This window comes from Streptomyces sp. NPDC126497, from assembly GCF_040302425.1.
In the GTDB taxonomy this organism is placed as follows: domain Bacteria; phylum Actinomycetota; class Actinomycetes; order Streptomycetales; family Streptomycetaceae; genus Streptomyces.
The window spans coordinates 23,524-39,140 of record NZ_JBEORT010000033.1; the positions used below are offsets into that span (position 1 = coordinate 23,524).

The 15,617-nt window shown below is 72.1% G+C and carries 12 protein-coding genes; 9 read left to right on the forward strand and 3 right to left on the reverse strand.

Annotated elements, in window-relative coordinates; genetic code table 11:
- Positions 1 to 20: 20 nt before the first annotated feature.
- Complete coding sequence (locus ABTY20_RS16420) at positions 21 to 209, forward strand: DUF6191 domain-containing protein (RefSeq protein WP_351997688.1); 189 nt, start codon at positions 21 to 23, stop codon at positions 207 to 209.
- 57 nt (positions 210 to 266) lie between these two features.
- Here ABTY20_RS16420 and ABTY20_RS16425 read toward each other — a convergent pair whose 3' ends face one another.
- Together ABTY20_RS16425 and ABTY20_RS16430 are read right to left on the reverse strand one after the other, a co-directional pair.
- A complete protein-coding gene (locus ABTY20_RS16425) occupies positions 267 to 1,475 on the reverse strand; it encodes a PQQ-dependent sugar dehydrogenase (RefSeq protein ID WP_351997689.1) in 1,209 nt (402 codons plus the stop codon).
- A gap of 71 nt (positions 1,476 to 1,546) precedes the next feature.
- The gene (locus ABTY20_RS16430; protein ID WP_351997690.1) at positions 1,547 to 2,545 is read right to left on the reverse strand and encodes an aldo/keto reductase; all 999 of its coding nucleotides are present in this window, start codon (positions 2,543 to 2,545) and stop codon (positions 1,547 to 1,549) included.
- A gap of 75 nt (positions 2,546 to 2,620) precedes the next feature.
- Here ABTY20_RS16430 and ABTY20_RS16435 point away from each other — a divergent pair, with 75 nt between their 5' ends.
- The 6 genes from ABTY20_RS16435 to serA all read left to right on the forward strand — a co-directional run bounded on the left by ABTY20_RS16435 (position 2,621) and on the right by serA (position 12,598).
- Complete coding sequence (locus ABTY20_RS16435; RefSeq protein ID WP_351997691.1) at positions 2,621 to 3,574, forward strand: 2-hydroxyacid dehydrogenase; 954 nt, start codon at positions 2,621 to 2,623, stop codon at positions 3,572 to 3,574.
- Between the two features lie 410 nt (positions 3,575 to 3,984).
- Positions 3,985 to 6,975 carry a putative bifunctional diguanylate cyclase/phosphodiesterase gene (locus ABTY20_RS16440; RefSeq protein ID WP_351997692.1) on the forward strand — a complete coding sequence of 997 codons (2,991 nt, stop codon included), beginning with the start codon at positions 3,985 to 3,987 and terminating at the stop codon, positions 6,973 to 6,975.
- Positions 6,976 to 7,206: 231 nt separating this feature from the next.
- Entirely contained in the window at positions 7,207 to 9,057 is a 1,851-nt protein-coding gene (locus tag ABTY20_RS16445; protein WP_351997693.1) for an acetolactate synthase large subunit, read from the forward strand.
- Between the two features lie 35 nt (positions 9,058 to 9,092).
- The gene (gene ilvN / locus ABTY20_RS16450; protein ID WP_351997694.1) at positions 9,093 to 9,617 is read left to right on the forward strand and encodes an acetolactate synthase small subunit; all 525 of its coding nucleotides are present in this window, start codon (positions 9,093 to 9,095) and stop codon (positions 9,615 to 9,617) included.
- A 117-nt stretch (positions 9,618 to 9,734) separates the two neighbouring features.
- The gene (gene ilvC, locus ABTY20_RS16455) at positions 9,735 to 10,733 is read left to right on the forward strand and encodes a ketol-acid reductoisomerase (RefSeq protein WP_351997695.1); all 999 of its coding nucleotides are present in this window, start codon (positions 9,735 to 9,737) and stop codon (positions 10,731 to 10,733) included.
- Positions 10,734 to 11,008: 275 nt separating this feature from the next.
- Positions 11,009 to 12,598: a phosphoglycerate dehydrogenase gene (gene serA / locus ABTY20_RS16460; protein ID WP_351997696.1), complete on the forward strand. Its 1,590-nt coding sequence runs from the start codon at positions 11,009 to 11,011 to the stop codon at positions 12,596 to 12,598.
- 586 nt (positions 12,599 to 13,184) lie between these two features.
- Here serA and ABTY20_RS16470 read toward each other — a convergent pair.
- Entirely contained in the window at positions 13,185 to 14,405 is a 1,221-nt protein-coding gene (locus ABTY20_RS16470; protein ID WP_351997697.1) for a PucR family transcriptional regulator, read from the reverse strand.
- Positions 14,406 to 14,543: 138 nt separating this feature from the next.
- Between ABTY20_RS16470 and ABTY20_RS16475 the strand changes: the two genes are divergently transcribed.
- Both ABTY20_RS16475 and ABTY20_RS16480 read left to right on the forward strand, forming a co-directional pair.
- Positions 14,544 to 15,470 carry a proline dehydrogenase family protein gene (locus ABTY20_RS16475; protein WP_351997698.1) on the forward strand — a complete coding sequence of 309 codons (927 nt, stop codon included), beginning with the start codon at positions 14,544 to 14,546 and terminating at the stop codon, positions 15,468 to 15,470.
- Positions 15,463 to 15,609 carry a hypothetical protein gene (locus ABTY20_RS16480; protein WP_351997699.1) on the forward strand — a complete coding sequence of 49 codons (147 nt, stop codon included), beginning with the start codon at positions 15,463 to 15,465 and terminating at the stop codon, positions 15,607 to 15,609. The genes ABTY20_RS16475 and ABTY20_RS16480 overlap by 8 nt, the downstream gene beginning before the upstream one ends.
- Positions 15,610 to 15,617 lie beyond the last annotated feature (8 nt).

The window sequence follows — 15,617 nt, forward strand, 5'->3', positions numbered from 1 at the left end:
CGTCCCTGGAAAGGGGAGCGATGTTCAACGCCTTCGAGGAACTGTTCGCCCCCGGCCGGAAACACACCCGCGACGAGCGGAACCGGCTGGAACTGACCCGGCAGGACGTCGGCGACGCCGATCCCGGACGCGGGCCGATAGACCTCGCGTCCGGAAAGGTCACCGTGCGCCCGCCGACCGCCCCGGAGGAGGAAGCCGACGAGACGTGAGCGCGGGCCGGGTGCGGCGCCGGGGGCCACGGCCCCGGCACGGCCCGAACGGCGCCCCTAGCGCACCTCCAGCTCCAGGATCCGGTCGTCCCCCTCCTTCGGGCCGCCCCGGCCGTCCGTGTTGCTGGTGACCAGCCACAGCTTGTCGCCGCCCGCCGCCACCACCGTGCGCAGCCGGCCGTACTCGCCCTCCAGGAACGCCTGCGGGTCCGCCGAGGCCTTCGTGCCCTCGAGGGGAACGCGCCACAGGCGCCGGCCCTGCAGTCCCGCCATCCAGACCGAACCCTCGGCGTACGCGGCCCCGCTGGGGGAGGCCTCGTCCGTGTCCCACTGCTCGACCGGGTCGAGGAAGCCGTCGTCGTCCGACTCGCCCTCCGCCTCCGGCCAGCCGTAGTTGCCGCCCGGCTCGATCGCGTTCAGCTCGTCCCAGGTGTCCTGGCCGAACTCCGAGGCGAACAGCCGCTGCTTGCCGTCCCAGGCCAGGCCCTGCACATTGCGGTGGCCGTACGAGTGGACCGGGGAGCCGGGGAACGGATTGCCCGGGGCCGGCTCGCCCTCCGGGGTCAGCCGCAGGATCTTGCCGCCCAGGGACCCCTTGTCCTGGGACAGGCCCGTGTCGCCGCTCTCGCCCGTGCCCGCGTACAGCATCCCGTCCGGGCCGAAGGCGATCCGGCCGCCGTTGTGGATCACGCCCTTGGGGATGCCGCGGAAGACCGTGTCCGGTGCGCCCAGCTGCTCACCGGCCGGCTTCCGCTCGTCGTAGATCATGCGGACGATGCGGTTGTCGGAGGCCGAGGTGAAGTACGCGTAGACCATGCGGTCCGAGGCGTACTCGGGGGAGAGGGCGATGCCGAGCAGGCCGCCCTCGCCGGACGGCGACACCCCGGGCACCTCGCCCAGCTCGGTCTTCTTCCCGGTCCTCCCGTCGACCCGGGTGATCGTCGCCTCGTCCCGGGAGGAGACCAGCAGGTCGCCGTCGGCCAGCGGGGCCAGGCCCCAGGGGGAGTCCAGTCCGGTGGTCACCGTCCGGACCACCTTCACCGAGCCCTTCGCGGGCGGCGCCTCCCGCGCGCCCGCCCCCGGCGACGAGGACGACGTGGCCGGCGACGTGCCGGACGGGGAGGCGCCGGTGTCCTTGCCCGGCGGTCCTCCGTCGTCGGAGGAGCAGCCGGCGGCCAGCAGGAGCGCGGCGGCGGCCAGTACGGCCGGCACGGCTCGTCGTTGCACGATCTCGTCCCTTCGACGCGGCGGGGTCCTTCCTGTCATACACCGCTCGCGCTCCCGAAGTTCCCGATCGCGGAACCCCGAACCGTCCGATCGCCGCCGCCGGCCCCCGCTCAGTCCCAGGACCCCTGCGCCGCGGGCAGTTCCGCGATCTCCGCGAGGTCGCGCTCCGTCAGGCGCAGGTCCGCCGCGGCCGCGTTCTCCGCGGCCCACCGCTCCTGCTTGGTGCCGGGGACCGGGATCACCTGGCGGCCCAGGCCCAGCACCCAGGCCAGCGCCACCTGCGCCGGGGTGACGTGCGCGCCGTGCCGGCGGGCGACCCGGCGCAGGCCGACCACGATCGGCTGGTTCGCGGCCATCATCTCGGCCGTGAAGCGGGGGTGCCGGGCACGCGGGTCGTCCGCCTCGAACCCCACGCCGGGCGTCAGCGTCCCGGTCAGGAAGCCGCTGCCCAGCGGCATCGCCGCCAGGAAACCGATCCCCCGCGACGCGCACCACGGCAGCAGCGACCGCAGCGCCTCCGGCGACCACACCGACAGCTCCGCCTCCACCGCGCTCACCGGGAAGACCTGCTGCACCCGCTCCAGCTGCCGGATCGTCGTGTCGTACAGCCGGGCCCCCGGCCGCCGCGCCGAACGCGCCCCCACCGCGCACAGGCCCAGCGCCCGTACCTTCCCCGCCCGTACGAGATCCGCCATCGCGCCCCAGGTCTCCTCGACCGGGACCTCCGGGTCGGCACGGTGCAGTTGGTAGAGGTCGATGACATCGGTCTGGAGCCGGCGCAGCGAGGCGTCGCAGGCCCTCCTCACGTACCCGGGGCGGCCGTTGGCCACGATGTGCTGGTCGCCCACCAGCAGCCCGACCTTCGTGGACACGAAGGCGTCGGAGCGCCGCTCCCTCAACACCCGCCCGAGCAGCAGCTCGTTGGTGAACGGGCCGTACATGTCGGCGGTGTCCAGGAGCGTCGAGCCCGCGTCCAGTGCCCGGTGCACCGCCCTGAGCGACTCCTCGCCGCGCTGCCGGGACGTGCTGTAGGCCCAGCTCATCGGCATGCACCCGAGTCCGACGGCCCCCACCGCGAGCGCCCCCGCGCCGATCGTCCTGAGCTCCACCTGGTCGTGACCCTCCCTCTCCGGCCCCCCAACCTAACCCGCGCCCGTTCCGGCCCCTGAACTAGCCTCCCGACCATGACCGCTGCTGACGTATGGCTTCCCATCCCGCCGGACGAGATCGAGGGCCTCCCCGAGGGGCCGCACTACCGTTTCTGGGACGGGGGTGAGGAGTTCCCCGCCGATCCCGCCGACTGCGCCTTCTACGTCGTGCCCTACATGAGGCCCGCCGGGGTCGGTGTGCGCCCGCTGCCGCTGATGCGCTCCGTCCGCGTCGTGCAGACCCTGTCGGCCGGCACCGACCACGTGGAGCCCGGCCTGAAGCACCTGCCCCCCGGCGTACGGCTGTGCAACGCGCGCGGCGTGCACGAGGCCAGCACCGCCGAGCTGGCGCTCGCGCTGATCCTGGCCTCGCTGCGCGGCATCCCCGATTTCGTGCGGGCACAGGACAAGGGGGAGTGGCGCGGCGGGTTCCGGCCCGCGCTCGCCGACAGGAACGTGCTCATCGTCGGGTACGGCTCGATCGGCGCGGCCATCGAGGACCGGCTCGTTCCGTTCGAGCTCGCGCGGGTGGTGCGCGTCGCGCGCTCCGCACGCACCACGGAGCGCGGGCCGGTGCACCCGCTCACCGAACTGCCCGCCCTGCTCCCGGAGGCGGACGTCGTCGTCCTGTCCACACCGCTGACCGAGACCACCCGGCACCTGGTGGACGCCGGTTTCCTGGCCCGGATGAAGGACGGCGCCCTGCTGGTGAACGTGGCCCGCGGCGGTGTCGTCGACACCGAGGCGCTGCTCACCGAGGTGGAGAGCGGCCGCATCACCGCGGCCCTCGACGTCACCGATCCCGAACCGCTGCCTCCGGGGCATCCCCTGTGGCGGGCGCCGGGCGTCCTCGTCAGCCCGCACGTCGGCGGACCCACCTCCGCCTTCCGGCCGCGCGCCGAGCGGTTGCTGACCGACCAGTTGCGCCGTTATCTGAACCGGGAGGAGCTCGGCAACGTGATCCTGGTGACCGGAGCGGAGGACGCGTAGTCCGATTCGAGTACCGTCCGCGTTTCTTCCGGCGCGGTGGGTACTCATACACCGAATGATCGTTACGGAGCGTAGAGAACCTATGTCCCTGAGTGACGATGCTGGTGTATCGTCCCGACAGGGGCTGCGCCGCTGACCAACGGCGCGGGGGCAGGACACTGCGGACAGTGAGGGGGGCGACGGACGATGCACGGCCCACGGACGAGCGATCCGAAGCGGCGGAGCCGTCGGCGACGAGTGTGGTGCGCGCCCGCGCGCGCCCGCGGTCACCACGGCGGCCGCCCCATCCGGTACGGCGGCCCTCATGAGGGTCCCGGCCGTCACCGTCCCGGACACGGCGGCCGCCGCGGGCGCGCCCACCCGGTGTGCAGGCCGGGGGACCCGGGAGCGGAGCGGACCGGGAGGTACCGGTGAGCGCGCCCACCCCCGCCTCCACGCTCGACGGGGCGCCGCGGCGGCAGCCCACGCCGACGGCGCTGCCGCCCGGCGCACCGGCCGTCCGCCGACGGCCCGGCCCGGCCGCCCAACTCGTGCTCGCCCTGGTCTGCGCGGCCTACGCCGTCGGCGCCGCGTTCGGCTGGGGCTCGGAGCGGCTCGCGCTGGTCATGGGCGACTTCGGGCTGAGCGCCGCGGCCGGTGCCGCCGCCGTGTCCTGCTTCGCCTACGCCCGCAGCCCCCGCACCCGGTTCCGGCCCGCGTGGCTGATGTTCGGCCTCTCCTCGACCATGGCCTCCCTGGGCAACCTGGTGTGGGGGTGGTACGAGGTCGTCCTCGGGCTTCCCGTGCCCAGCCCCAGCTACGCCGACCTGTTCTTCCTGTGCTTCGCGCCGCCCGCCATCGTGGGGCTGCTGGTGCTCGCCAAGCGGCCCGCGAACAAGGCCGGCTGGGTCTGCCTCGCCCTGGACGCCTGGCTGATCGGCGGCTCCCTGCTCACCCTCGCCTGGAGCCTGGCGCTCGCCCAGGCCGCACGGGCCGAGGGGCCGGGCGTCGCGCACACCGCGCTGTCCCTGGCGTACCCGCTGCTCGACATCGCCCTGGTCAGCATGGTGCTCGCGCTGCACTTCCGGCGCTCGGCGGTCAACCGGTCCGCGGTCAACACCGCGATCGGCGCGCTGGCGTTGACCGTGATGTGCGACGCCCTGTTCACCTCCCCGCTGCTGCACGCCGACTACCGCTCGGGACAGCTGCTCGACGCGGGCTGGTTCGCCGGCTCGCTGCTCCTGGCGTACGCGCCCTGGACCGCGCCGCGCGATGGGCGGCCCGAGCGGGAGGGGCACACGCGCGTGGTCCGCGAACACCTGCCCGGACGGCGCGGCGCACCGGACCACCACCACGGGCCGCCGCCCGGCGAGCACGGCCGGTACCCGCTCTCCCGGCCCATCACCGGTTCCCTCGCCGCACTCACGCCGTACCTCGCCGCGGCCGTGTGCACCCTGGGAATCCTCTACAACGTCCTCAACGGGCGCAGCGTCGACCGCGTCGTGCTGCTCACCGGGGGCACCGTGGTGCTCGCGCTGGTCGTGCGCCAGGGCATCATGCTGCTCGACAACATCACCCTCACCCAGGAACTGGCGCAGAAGGAGAACCACTTCCGCTCCCTGGTGCAGGGCTCCAGCGACGTCATCATGATCGCCGCCCCCAGCGGCGTCCTCCGCTACGTCTCCCCGGCCGCCGCCGGGGTCTACGGCAGACCCGCGGAGGAACTGGAGGGGACCGAACTGGCCGGTCTCATCCACCCGGAGGACCTGGGCTGTGTCGTGCACGAGGTGCGCCGCTTCCTCGCCGCCAGCCCGGCCGAGGAGCCCACCACCCGCATCGAGTGCCGCTTCCGCTCCGGCGACGGCGGCTGGCTGAACGTCGAGTCGACCGTCAACCGGCACCACGGAGGCCTGATCTTCAACAGCCGTGACGTGACCGAGAGGGTACGGCTCCAGGCACAGCTCCAGCACAACGCGGAACACGACCCGCTCACCGACCTGCCCAACCGCGCCCTGTTCACCCGGCGCGTCCAGCAGGCGCTCTCCGGCCGCCGCGCCTCGGACCGCGGGGCCGCCCTCAGGGGCACGGCGGTGCTCTTCATCGACCTCGACGGGTTCAAGGGCGTCAACGACACCATCGGACACCAGGCCGGGGACGAGCTGCTCGTCCAGGCCGCCCGCAGACTCCAGGACGCGGTCCGCAAGGGCGACACCGCCTCCCGGCTGGGGGGCGACGAGTTCGCGGCCCTGATCGTCGGCGACGGCGTCCGGGACCGGGACGCCCGGGAACGGCACATCCTGGAGCTGGCCGACCGCCTGAGAGCGACCCTCTCCCAGCCCTACGCCATCGACGGCAACGATGTCCGGGTCAACGCCTCCATCGGCGTGGCCTTCGCCGAACCCGGCCTCGGCGCGGGCGAGTTGCTGCGCAACGCCGACCTCGCCATGTACCGCGCGAAGGCCGCGGGCAAGGGCCGCGTGGAGCTGTACAAGCCGCAGATGCAGCAGGACGTGGTGCGCAAGGCGGAGCTGGCCACCCGGCTGCGCGCGGCGCTGCACCACGGCGAGTTCGCCCTGCTGCACCAGCCGGTGGTGTGCCTGGAGGACGGCCGGATCACCTCGGTCTGCGCCCAGGCGCGCTGGCGCTCCTCCCAGGGGGTGCTGTTCACCCCCGCGGAGTTCCTGCGCGTGGCCGAGGACGGTGAGAAGAACGCCGAACTGGGCCGCTGGGTGCTGGAGGAGGCCGTGGAACAGGCCGCCGAGCGGCACGCGACCGGCCTGCCCGTCCCGGTGGCCGTCCGGCTGAGCGCGCACCGGCTGCTGGACCGGTCGCTGCCGCTGGGCTCGATCGAGGCCCTGCTGACCCGGCACGGACTGCCGTCCGGCTCCCTCGTCGTCGAGCTGGCCGACACCGACCCCCGGGTGCCGCTCGACGAACTGGAGCGCCGGCTGGCCGTGCTCAAGCGGCTCGGCGTCCGGATCGCGCTCGACGGCTTCGGCAGCGGTCCCACGGCGATCACGGCCCTCCGCCGGCTCCCCGTCGACGTGCTGAAGCTCGACCGCGGTCTGGTCGACGGCGTGGTGGAGTCCGCACGGTTGCACAAGATCACCAGTGGTCTGCTGCGGATCGCCTCCGACCTCGGCATGCAGTCCGTGGCCGACGGCGTGGACCTGCCCGAGCAGGTGGCGGCCCTGCGCGTGATGGGCTGCACGCACGGGCAGGGCAAGGCCTTCTCCGGGCCGCTGGACGAGTACCGGCTGCGCAGGGCGCTGACCGCCGGGCACTACCCGGTGGCGTCCGGGCGGGCCGAACCCGTGTTCGTCGGCGGGGGATCCGGGGTGTACTCCTCCGGGGTGACCGCCGTACTCCGGGGCGGTACGACGCTGCGCTCACATGCTGAGACTCCCGTCCCACCCACTTGACAGTGGATGTGCGCCGGGTGGAGGGTCAGTGCCATGCGCACCCGAATTCTCGTACTTGGACAGCGCGTCGGCTGACGCTGAGCCTCGACCGCTCAGCGACCCACCACCCGGCGCGCTCCCCTCGCTTGCCTTACGGCACGAGGGGTTTTTTGTTGCACAGGCACCCGCCGAGCAGCAGGCGTAACCCGTAGAAAACTCGCAAAAACCCTCAGCATCGAGAAGAGAATGCCGATGACCGAGCAGGCCACCGGGGCCCATCACCCGCAGCCCCGGCCCCGATCCGGAGGACAGTCCGCCCCCGTCGAGCACGTCACGGGCGCACAGTCCCTCATTCGCTCTCTCGAGGAGGTCGGCGCCGACACGGTATTCGGCATTCCCGGCGGTGCGATCCTTCCCGCCTACGACCCGCTGATGGACTCCACCCGGGTGCGCCACGTCCTGGTCCGGCACGAGCAGGGGGCCGGCCACGCGGCCACCGGCTACGCGCAGGCCACCGGCAGGGTGGGCGTCTGCATGGCGACCTCGGGTCCCGGCGCCACCAACCTGGTCACCCCGATCGCCGACGCGCACATGGACTCGGTGCCGATGGTCGCGATCACCGGCCAGGTCGCCTCCAAGGCGATCGGCACGGACGCCTTCCAGGAGGCGGACATCGTCGGCATCACCATGCCGATCACCAAGCACAACTTCCTGGTCACCAAGGCCGAGGACATCCCGCGGGTGATCGCCCAGGCGTTCCACATCGCCTCCACCGGCCGCCCCGGCCCGGTGCTGGTCGACATCGCCAAGGACGCACTCCAGGCGAAGACCACCTTCTCCTGGCCGCCCACCATGGACCTGCCCGGCTACCGGCCCGTCACCAAGCCGCACGCCAAGCAGATCCGCGAGGCCGCCAAGCTGATCACCGCCGCGAAGCGGCCGGTCCTCTACGTCGGCGGCGGCGTCCTCAAGGCCCGCGCCACCGCCGAACTGAAGGTCCTCGCGGAACTCACCGGAGCTCCCGTCACCACCACCCTGATGGGACTCGGCGCATTCCCCGACAGCCACGAGCTGCACGTGGGGATGCCGGGCATGCACGGTTCGGTCACCGCCGTCACCGCGCTGCAGAAGGCCGACCTGATCGTCGCCCTCGGAGCCCGCTTCGACGACCGCGTCACCGGCAAGCTGGACAGCTTCGCCCCGTACGCCAAGATCGTCCACGCCGACATCGACCCGGCCGAGATCGGCAAGAACCGCGCCGCCGACGTGCCGATCGTCGGCGACGCCCGCGAGGTCCTCGCCGACCTCGTCCAGGCCGTCCAGAAGGAGCACGCCGAGGGCCACAAGGGCGACTACACCGCCTGGTGGAAGGACCTCAACCGCTGGCGCGAGACCTACCCGCTCGGCTACGACCTGCCCGAGGACGGCTCGCTCTCCCCGCAGCAGGTCATCGAGCGCATCGGACAACTGGCGCCCGAGGGCACGATCTTCGCGGCCGGCGTCGGCCAGCACCAGATGTGGGCCGCGCACTTCATCCGGTACGACAGGCCCGCCACCTGGCTGAACTCCGGCGGGGCCGGAACCATGGGCTACTCGGTCCCGGCCGCCATGGGCGCCAAGGCCGGCGTCCCCGACCGCGCCGTCTGGGCGATCGACGGCGACGGCTGCTTCCAGATGACCAACCAGGAGCTCACCACCTGCGCCCTGAACAACATCCCGATCAAGGTCGCCATCATCAACAACGGCGCCCTCGGGATGGTCCGCCAGTGGCAGACCCTCTTCTACAACCAGCGGTACTCCAACACGGTGCTGCACTCCGGCCCCGGAGCCGACACCGCCGAGAAGAGCGCCGGCACCCGCGTCCCCGACTTCGTGAAGCTGTCGGAGGCCATGGGCTGCCACGCGATCCGCTGCGAGGACCCGGCCGACCTCGACAAGGTCATCGAGGAGGCGAACTCGATCAACGACCGCCCGGTCGTCGTGGACTTCATCGTCCACGAGGACGCGATGGTGTGGCCGATGGTCGCCGCCGGCACCTCCAACGACGAGATCATGGCCGCCCGGGACGTCCGCCCCGACTTCGGCGACAACGAAGACGACTGAGAGCCGTCAGGACTTTCAAGCAGAGGAAGCAGATCATGTCCAAGCACACGCTCTCCGTCCTGGTGGAGAACACCCCGGGCATCCTGGCCCGGATCGCCGCCCTGTTCTCCCGCCGCGGCTTCAACATCGACTCCCTCGCCGTCGGCGTCACCGAGCACCCCGACATCTCCCGCATCACCATCGTGGTGAGCGTCGAGGAGTTCCCGCTGGAACAGGTCACCAAGCAGCTCAACAAGCTCGTCAACGTGCTGAAGATCGTCGAGCTCGAACCCGGGCAGGCCGTCCAGCGCGAACTCGTTCTGGTGAAGGTGCGCGCCGACAACGAGACGCGCTCCCAGATCGTCGAGATCGTCCAGCTGTTCCGCGCCAAGACCGTGGACGTCTCACCGGAGGCCGTGACCGTCGAGGCCACCGGCAGCAGCGACAAGCTGTCCGCCATGCTCAGGATGCTGGAGCCGTTCGGCATCAAGGAGCTCGTCCAGTCCGGCACGATCGCGATCGGACGCGGAGCCCGTTCCATCACGGACCGCTCGCTGCGCGCCCTGGACCGGTCGGCCTGAGACACGGAACGGGCGGTCGGCCGTGATCCGGCCGCCCGTATTCCGAGACTCCGAAACTTCCCTTCCGCCCGCCGTCATACGGTGGGACGCAACACCTGCACACAAGGAGAGAACCCAGTGGCCGAGCTGTTCTACGACGCCGACGCCGACCTGTCCATCATCCAGGGCCGCAAGGTCGCGGTCATCGGTTACGGCAGCCAGGGCCACGCCCACGCCCTGTCGCTGCGTGACTCGGGTGTCGACGTGCGCGTCGGTCTGCACGAGGGCTCCACGTCCAAGGCCAAGGCCGAGGAGCAGGGCCTGCGCGTGGTGAGCCCGTCCGAGGCCGCCGCCGAGGCCGACGTCATCATGATCCTCGTCCCGGACCCGATCCAGGCCCAGGTCTACGAGGAGCACGTCAAGGACAACCTGAAGGACGGCGACGCACTGTTCTTCGGTCACGGCCTGAACATCCGCTACGGCTTCATCAAGCCCCCGGCCGGCGTGGACGTCTGCATGGTCGCCCCCAAGGGCCCGGGCCACCTGGTGCGCCGTCAGTACGAGGAGGGCCGCGGCGTCCCCTGCATCGCCGCCGTCGAGCAGGACGCCTCCGGCAACGCCTTCGCGCTGGCCCTGTCGTACGCCAAGGGCATCGGCGGCACCCGCGCCGGCGTCATCAAGACGACCTTCACCGAGGAGACCGAGACCGACCTGTTCGGTGAGCAGGCCGTCCTCTGCGGTGGCACCGCGGCCCTGGTCAAGGCGGGCTTCGAGACCCTGACCGAGGCCGGCTACCAGCCGGAGATCGCCTACTTCGAGTGCCTGCACGAGCTGAAGCTGATCGTGGACCTCATGTACGAGGGCGGCCTGGAGAAGATGCGCTGGTCGATCTCCGAGACCGCCGAGTGGGGCGACTACGTCACCGGCCCGCGGATCATCACCGACGCCACCAAGGCCGAGATGAAGAAGGTCCTCGCCGAGATCCAGGACGGCACCTTCGCCAGGAACTGGATGGACGAGTACCACGGCGGCCTGAAGAAGTACAACGAGTACAAGAAGCAGGACTCCGAGCACCTGCTGGAGACCACCGGCAAGGAGCTGCGCAAGCTCATGAGCTGGGTCGACGAGGAGGCGTAAGCCCTGTCGCCCCGCGACGGCGCCGCGTGCACCGGGCGCCGTCGCGGGGCTCCGCTCCGGACCCCGCTGGAGGGGACGATCCAGTTGGCCAGGCCGTACAGCCACTTCCGGGTGATCGTTCCGAAGAGGCACAGGACGAGCCGCCCCGCGCCACTAGACTGCTGTACAACAAACGCGTCAGGCCCACAGCGTCGTGCGTCTTCCACGCGGCTAGCACTTCTTCACCGCCTGCGGCCGTCGGGACGGCCGTCCGCATTGGACTTGTGAGGACTCACGTGAGCTCGAAACCCGTCGTACTCATCGCTGAAGAGCTGTCGCCCGCCACCGTCGACGCACTCGGTCCGGACTTCGAGATCCGCCACTGCAACGGCGCGGACCGTGCCGAACTGCTCCTGGCCATCGCCGAGGTGGACGCGATCCTGATCCGCTCGGCCACCAAGGTCGACGCCGAGGCGATCGCCGCCGCGAACCGGCTCAAGGTCGTCGCCCGCGCCGGCGTCGGCCTGGACAACGTCGACGTCTCCGCCGCCACCAAGGCCGGCGTGATGGTCGTCAACGCCCCCACCTCGAACATCGTGACCGCCGCCGAGCTCGCCTGCGGTCTGATCATCGCCACCGCCCGCCACATTCCGCAGGCCAACGCCGCACTGAAGAACGGCGAGTGGAAGCGCAGCAAGTACACGGGTGTCGAGCTGGCCGAGAAGACCCTCGGCGTCGTGGGCCTGGGCCGCATCGGTGCGCTGGTCGCCCAGCGCATGTCCGGCTTCGGCATGAAGGTCGTCGCCTACGACCCCTACATCCAGCCCGCGCGGGCCGCGCAGATGGGTGTCAAGGTCCTGTCGCTGGACGAGCTCCTCGAGGTCTCGGACTTCATCACCGTCCACCTGCCCAAGACCCCCGAGACCGTCGGCCTCATCGGCGACGAGGCGCTGCGCAAGGTCAAGCCGGGCGTGCGCGTCATCAACGCCGCGCGCGGCGGCATCGTCGACGAGGAGGCGCTGTACTCGGCGCTCAAGGAGGGCCGCGTCGCCGGCGCCGGCCTGGACGTGTACGCCAAGGAGCCGTGCACCGACTCCCCGCTGTTCGAGTTCGACCAGGTCGTCTGCACCCCGCACCTCGGCGCCTCCACCGACGAGGCCCAGGAGAAGGCCGGCATCGCCGTCGCCCGCTCGGTGCGCCTCGCGCTCGCCGGTGAGCTGGTCCCGGACGCGGTGAACGTGCAGGGCGGGGTCATCGCCGAGGACGTCAAGCCGGGCCTGCCGCTCGCCGAGCGTCTCGGCCGCATCTTCACCGCGCTCGCCGGCGAGGTCGCGGTCCGCCTCGACGTCGAGGTGTACGGCGAGATCACCCAGCACGACGTGAAGGTGCTGGAGCTGTCCGCGCTCAAGGGCGTCTTCGAGGACGTCGTCGACGAGACGGTGTCCTACGTCAACGCCCCGCTGTTCGCCCAGGAGCGCGGCGTCGAGGTCCGGCTGACCACCAGCTCGGAGTCGGCCGACCACCGCAACGTCGTCACCGTGCGCGGCACCCTCTCCGACGGCGAGGAGATCTCGGTCTCCGGCACGCTGGCCGGTCCCAAGCACGTCCAGAAGATCGTCGCGGTCGGCGAGTACGACGTCGACCTCGCGCTCGCCGACCACATGGTCGTCCTGCGCTACGAGGACCGTCCGGGTGTCGTCGGCACCGTGGGCCGCGTCCTCGGCGAGGCGGGCATCAACATCGCCGGCATGCAGGTCGCCCGCGCGACGGTCGGCGGCGAGGCGCTCGCGGTGCTGACGGTCGACGACACGGTGTCCGCCGGGGTGCTCGGTGAGCTCGCCGCGGAGATCGGGGCGACGTCGGCCCGCTCCGTCAACCTGGTCTGAGATTCCGGGGGTTGTGCCCCGGAACCCCGTCCGTCCCGGACGGACTCGTCCTCACACGCCGGACGGGCTGATCGCATCAGTCCGTCCGGCGTTTTCCGTGGGCGCCGCCGGCCGCACCCCGATGTGCCGCAGACCCGGGGCGGCCGGTCCCGCCGCTCCGAGGAGCAGTACCGCTCCCGTGGTCGCCGCGCCCCGCATCCCGCGGGTGAACGCCTCCCGCGCCGCCCGGGGTCTCCCGGGCCATGCCCAGGGCGCCGCCGAACCCCGTGCCGGTCTCCGGCGGGGAGGACGCCGCCCCCGGCCCTCTCCACCGGCGCCGAGCCCAGGGCCAGGCCGGTGAGGAGCGGCATCACGGCGACGATGCCCGAGGCTCCCACCCCGCACGCGGCCGGCACCGGCCACGGTGAGTCGGTGCCGGCGCAGGCCGGCAGTCCGTCACCGCCCGCCGGGACGACGAAGCCGACCGTCCAGGCCGTAGGACCACCGGCGGGACCGCCGCCATCGACAGCGGGACGCTCAGCAGGTGAGCCGGCGCCCGACGGCGGACGGCTCACCGCCGGCCCGCGCCGGGTGGTCGAGGCCGCCGCTACAGGCGCGAGGCCTTGAGCGCCATGTGCAGCAGCAGCCGGTCCTCGCCGTCGTCCAGGTCCAGGCCGGTGAGCTGCTCGATCCGGGACAGGCGGTAGTAGAGGGTCTGGCGGTGGATGCCCAGCTCGGCGGCCGTGCGGCCGGCCTGTCCCGCGCGGTCGAGGTAGACCTCGGCGGTACGGGCCAGCTCGGCGTGCGCGGGGGAGAGCAGGGGGGCGACGGCGGGATCGCGGGCGGCCCCCGGGGGCAGTGCGGTCAGCAGGCGGAAGGGGCCGATCGACGCCCACCGGGCGACCGGTCCGAGCCGGGGCTCGGCCAGCGCCGCCCGGGCCGACGCCGACGCCTCCGCCCAGGCCGCGCCCAGGTCGGCGCGGCCCGCGCGGGGCGCGGCGATCCCTGCGGCCACCGGGGGACCGCCCCGGCTCCCGGCCCGCTCCAGCAGCCGTGAGGCCGCCGTCGTCGCCGGGGTCGCCGCGTCCGTCGAGCGCAGCCGCAGCAGCAGGGCCAGGGACAGGGCGCCGGCGTCCCACGGCAGGGTGCACAGCGCCGTCGCCCCCGGCACCGTACGGACCGACGGGGCGTCGTCCGGGTCGGCGGAGGGCCAGGGGGCGACACAGACCACCGTGTGCGGACCGCCGGCCCGGACCCCGAGGGCGGCGCGCAGTTCGGCGACCGCCATCTCCCGCTGCCAGTCCCGCTCCGCCGTCAGCACCGCCCGCAGTTCGCGCGTGAGGCCGGCGCCGTGCCGGGCCTCGTCGGCGAGCAGCGCCCCGATCCGCGCCGTCACCCGCATGGCCGCGTCCAGCTGCCGCTCGGAGGGGCCCGGCTCGTAGTCGAGCAGCCAGACGTACCCGAGGACGACGCCCCGATGGCGCGCCGGCAGGCAGATGCGCCCCCGGTGGACCCCCGCCTCCGGAGTGGGCGGGATGCGGACCGGACCGCTCGCACGGGTGATGCCGAAGCCCTCGAACCAGACGCGGACGGCGGGCGTCGAACGCCGGGTCAGGATCGAGCGGGTGCGCACCGGGTCCAGCGCGGACGGGTCGAGGTCGCCCTCGCTGTCGTACGCCCCGAAGGCGATCAGTTCGAAGTCCCGGTTCTCCAGGGTCGCCGGAGCGCCCAGCAGCTCCGAGATCTCGTCCACCAGTTCCTGGTAGTCGTCCCTGTGTTCCGACGTCACCCGGGCATTCTGCCGCAAAGTCCCGAAGCCTTCATACATCTGTCTGAGATCTGTGGCACGGATGCGTGACAGGTGTCCGTGGCCCACGATCGGGGGCATCCGTAGGTTTCACGGTGGTTCTCCGTGCCGTGCCCGAACCACCGGGTGACGGCCTCGTGCAGCTTGTGGAGGTGCCCCGTGCTGGGTCCCGTGATTCTCGCCGCGTCGCGCAGCGACCGGATGCGACGCCTGATCTCGGCGGCCCCGGTGACCAAACAGGTCGTCGACCGGTTCATCCCCGGGGAGACCGTCGACGAGGTCCTGCCGATCGTCCGGGAGCTCACCGGCAACGGCCTGGAGCTCACCATGGACGTCGTCGGCGAGGACATCACCACCCCCGAGCAGGCCGCCGCCGCCCGCGACGCGTACCTGGAGCTGATCGACCGGCTGAAGCCGCTGGAGCTCGGCACCCGCGCCGAGATGTCGGTGAAGCTGTCGATGTTCGGCCAGGCGCTCCCCGGCGGCCACGAGCTGGCGCTCGCCAACGTCCGCCCGGTCGTGGAGGCCGCCGCCGGGATCGGCACCACGGTCACGCTGGACGCGGAGGACCACACCACCCTCGACTCGATGTTCGCCATCCACGAGGAGCTGCGCAAGGACGTCCCGCAGACGGGCTGCGTCATCCAGGCCTACCTCTTCCGCACCGAGGAGGACGCGCGCCGCCTCGCCGCGGCCGGCAGTCGCGTACGGTTGGTGAAGGGCGCCTACAAGGAGCCCGCCGAAGTCGCCCACCAGCAGAAGCACGAGATCGACAAGGCGTACGTGCGGATCCTGCGGACGCTGATGGAGGGCGAGGGCTACCCGATGATCGGGTCCCACGACCCGCGCCTGATCTCCATCGCCCAGGAACTGGCCCGCACCGCCGGACGCAAGCTCGACGAATACGAGTTCCAGATGCTCTACGGCATCCGCGGTGACGAGCACCTGCGACTGGCCGCCGAGGGCCACCGCATGCGCGTCTACACGGCCTACGGCACCGACTGGTACGGCTACTTCATGCGCCGACTGGCGGAGAAGCCCGCCAACCTGCGGTTCTTCGCCCGAAGCATGATCAGTCGTGGCTGAGACGACCCGGCTGTGCCGCACCTCCGGCCCCGGCCGGGGGTCCGGGGGGTGTCCCCCGGGCAGGCGCAGCATGCGCCGACTGGCGGAGAAGCCCGCCAACCTGCGGTTCTTCGCCCGAAGCATGATCACCAAGGGCTGACACCACAC

Bases quoted from the DNA above. Each gene is read 5' to 3' on its own strand.
- ABTY20_RS16425 (WP_351997689.1), bottom strand. From the start codon at position 1,475: ATGACAGGAAGGACCCCGCCGCGTCGAAGGGACGAGATCGTGCAACGA.
- ABTY20_RS16435 (WP_351997691.1), top strand. From the start codon at position 2,621: ATGACCGCTGCTGACGTATGGCTTCCCATCCCGCCGGACGAGATCGAG.
- ABTY20_RS16470 (WP_351997697.1), bottom strand. From the start codon at position 14,405: ATGTATGAAGGCTTCGGGACTTTGCGGCAGAATGCCCGGGTGACGTCG.
- ABTY20_RS16420 (WP_351997688.1), top strand. From the start codon at position 21: ATGTTCAACGCCTTCGAGGAACTGTTCGCCCCCGGCCGGAAACACACC.
- ilvN (WP_351997694.1), top strand. From the start codon at position 9,093: ATGTCCAAGCACACGCTCTCCGTCCTGGTGGAGAACACCCCGGGCATC.
- ABTY20_RS16445 (WP_351997693.1), top strand. From the start codon at position 7,207: ATGACCGAGCAGGCCACCGGGGCCCATCACCCGCAGCCCCGGCCCCGA.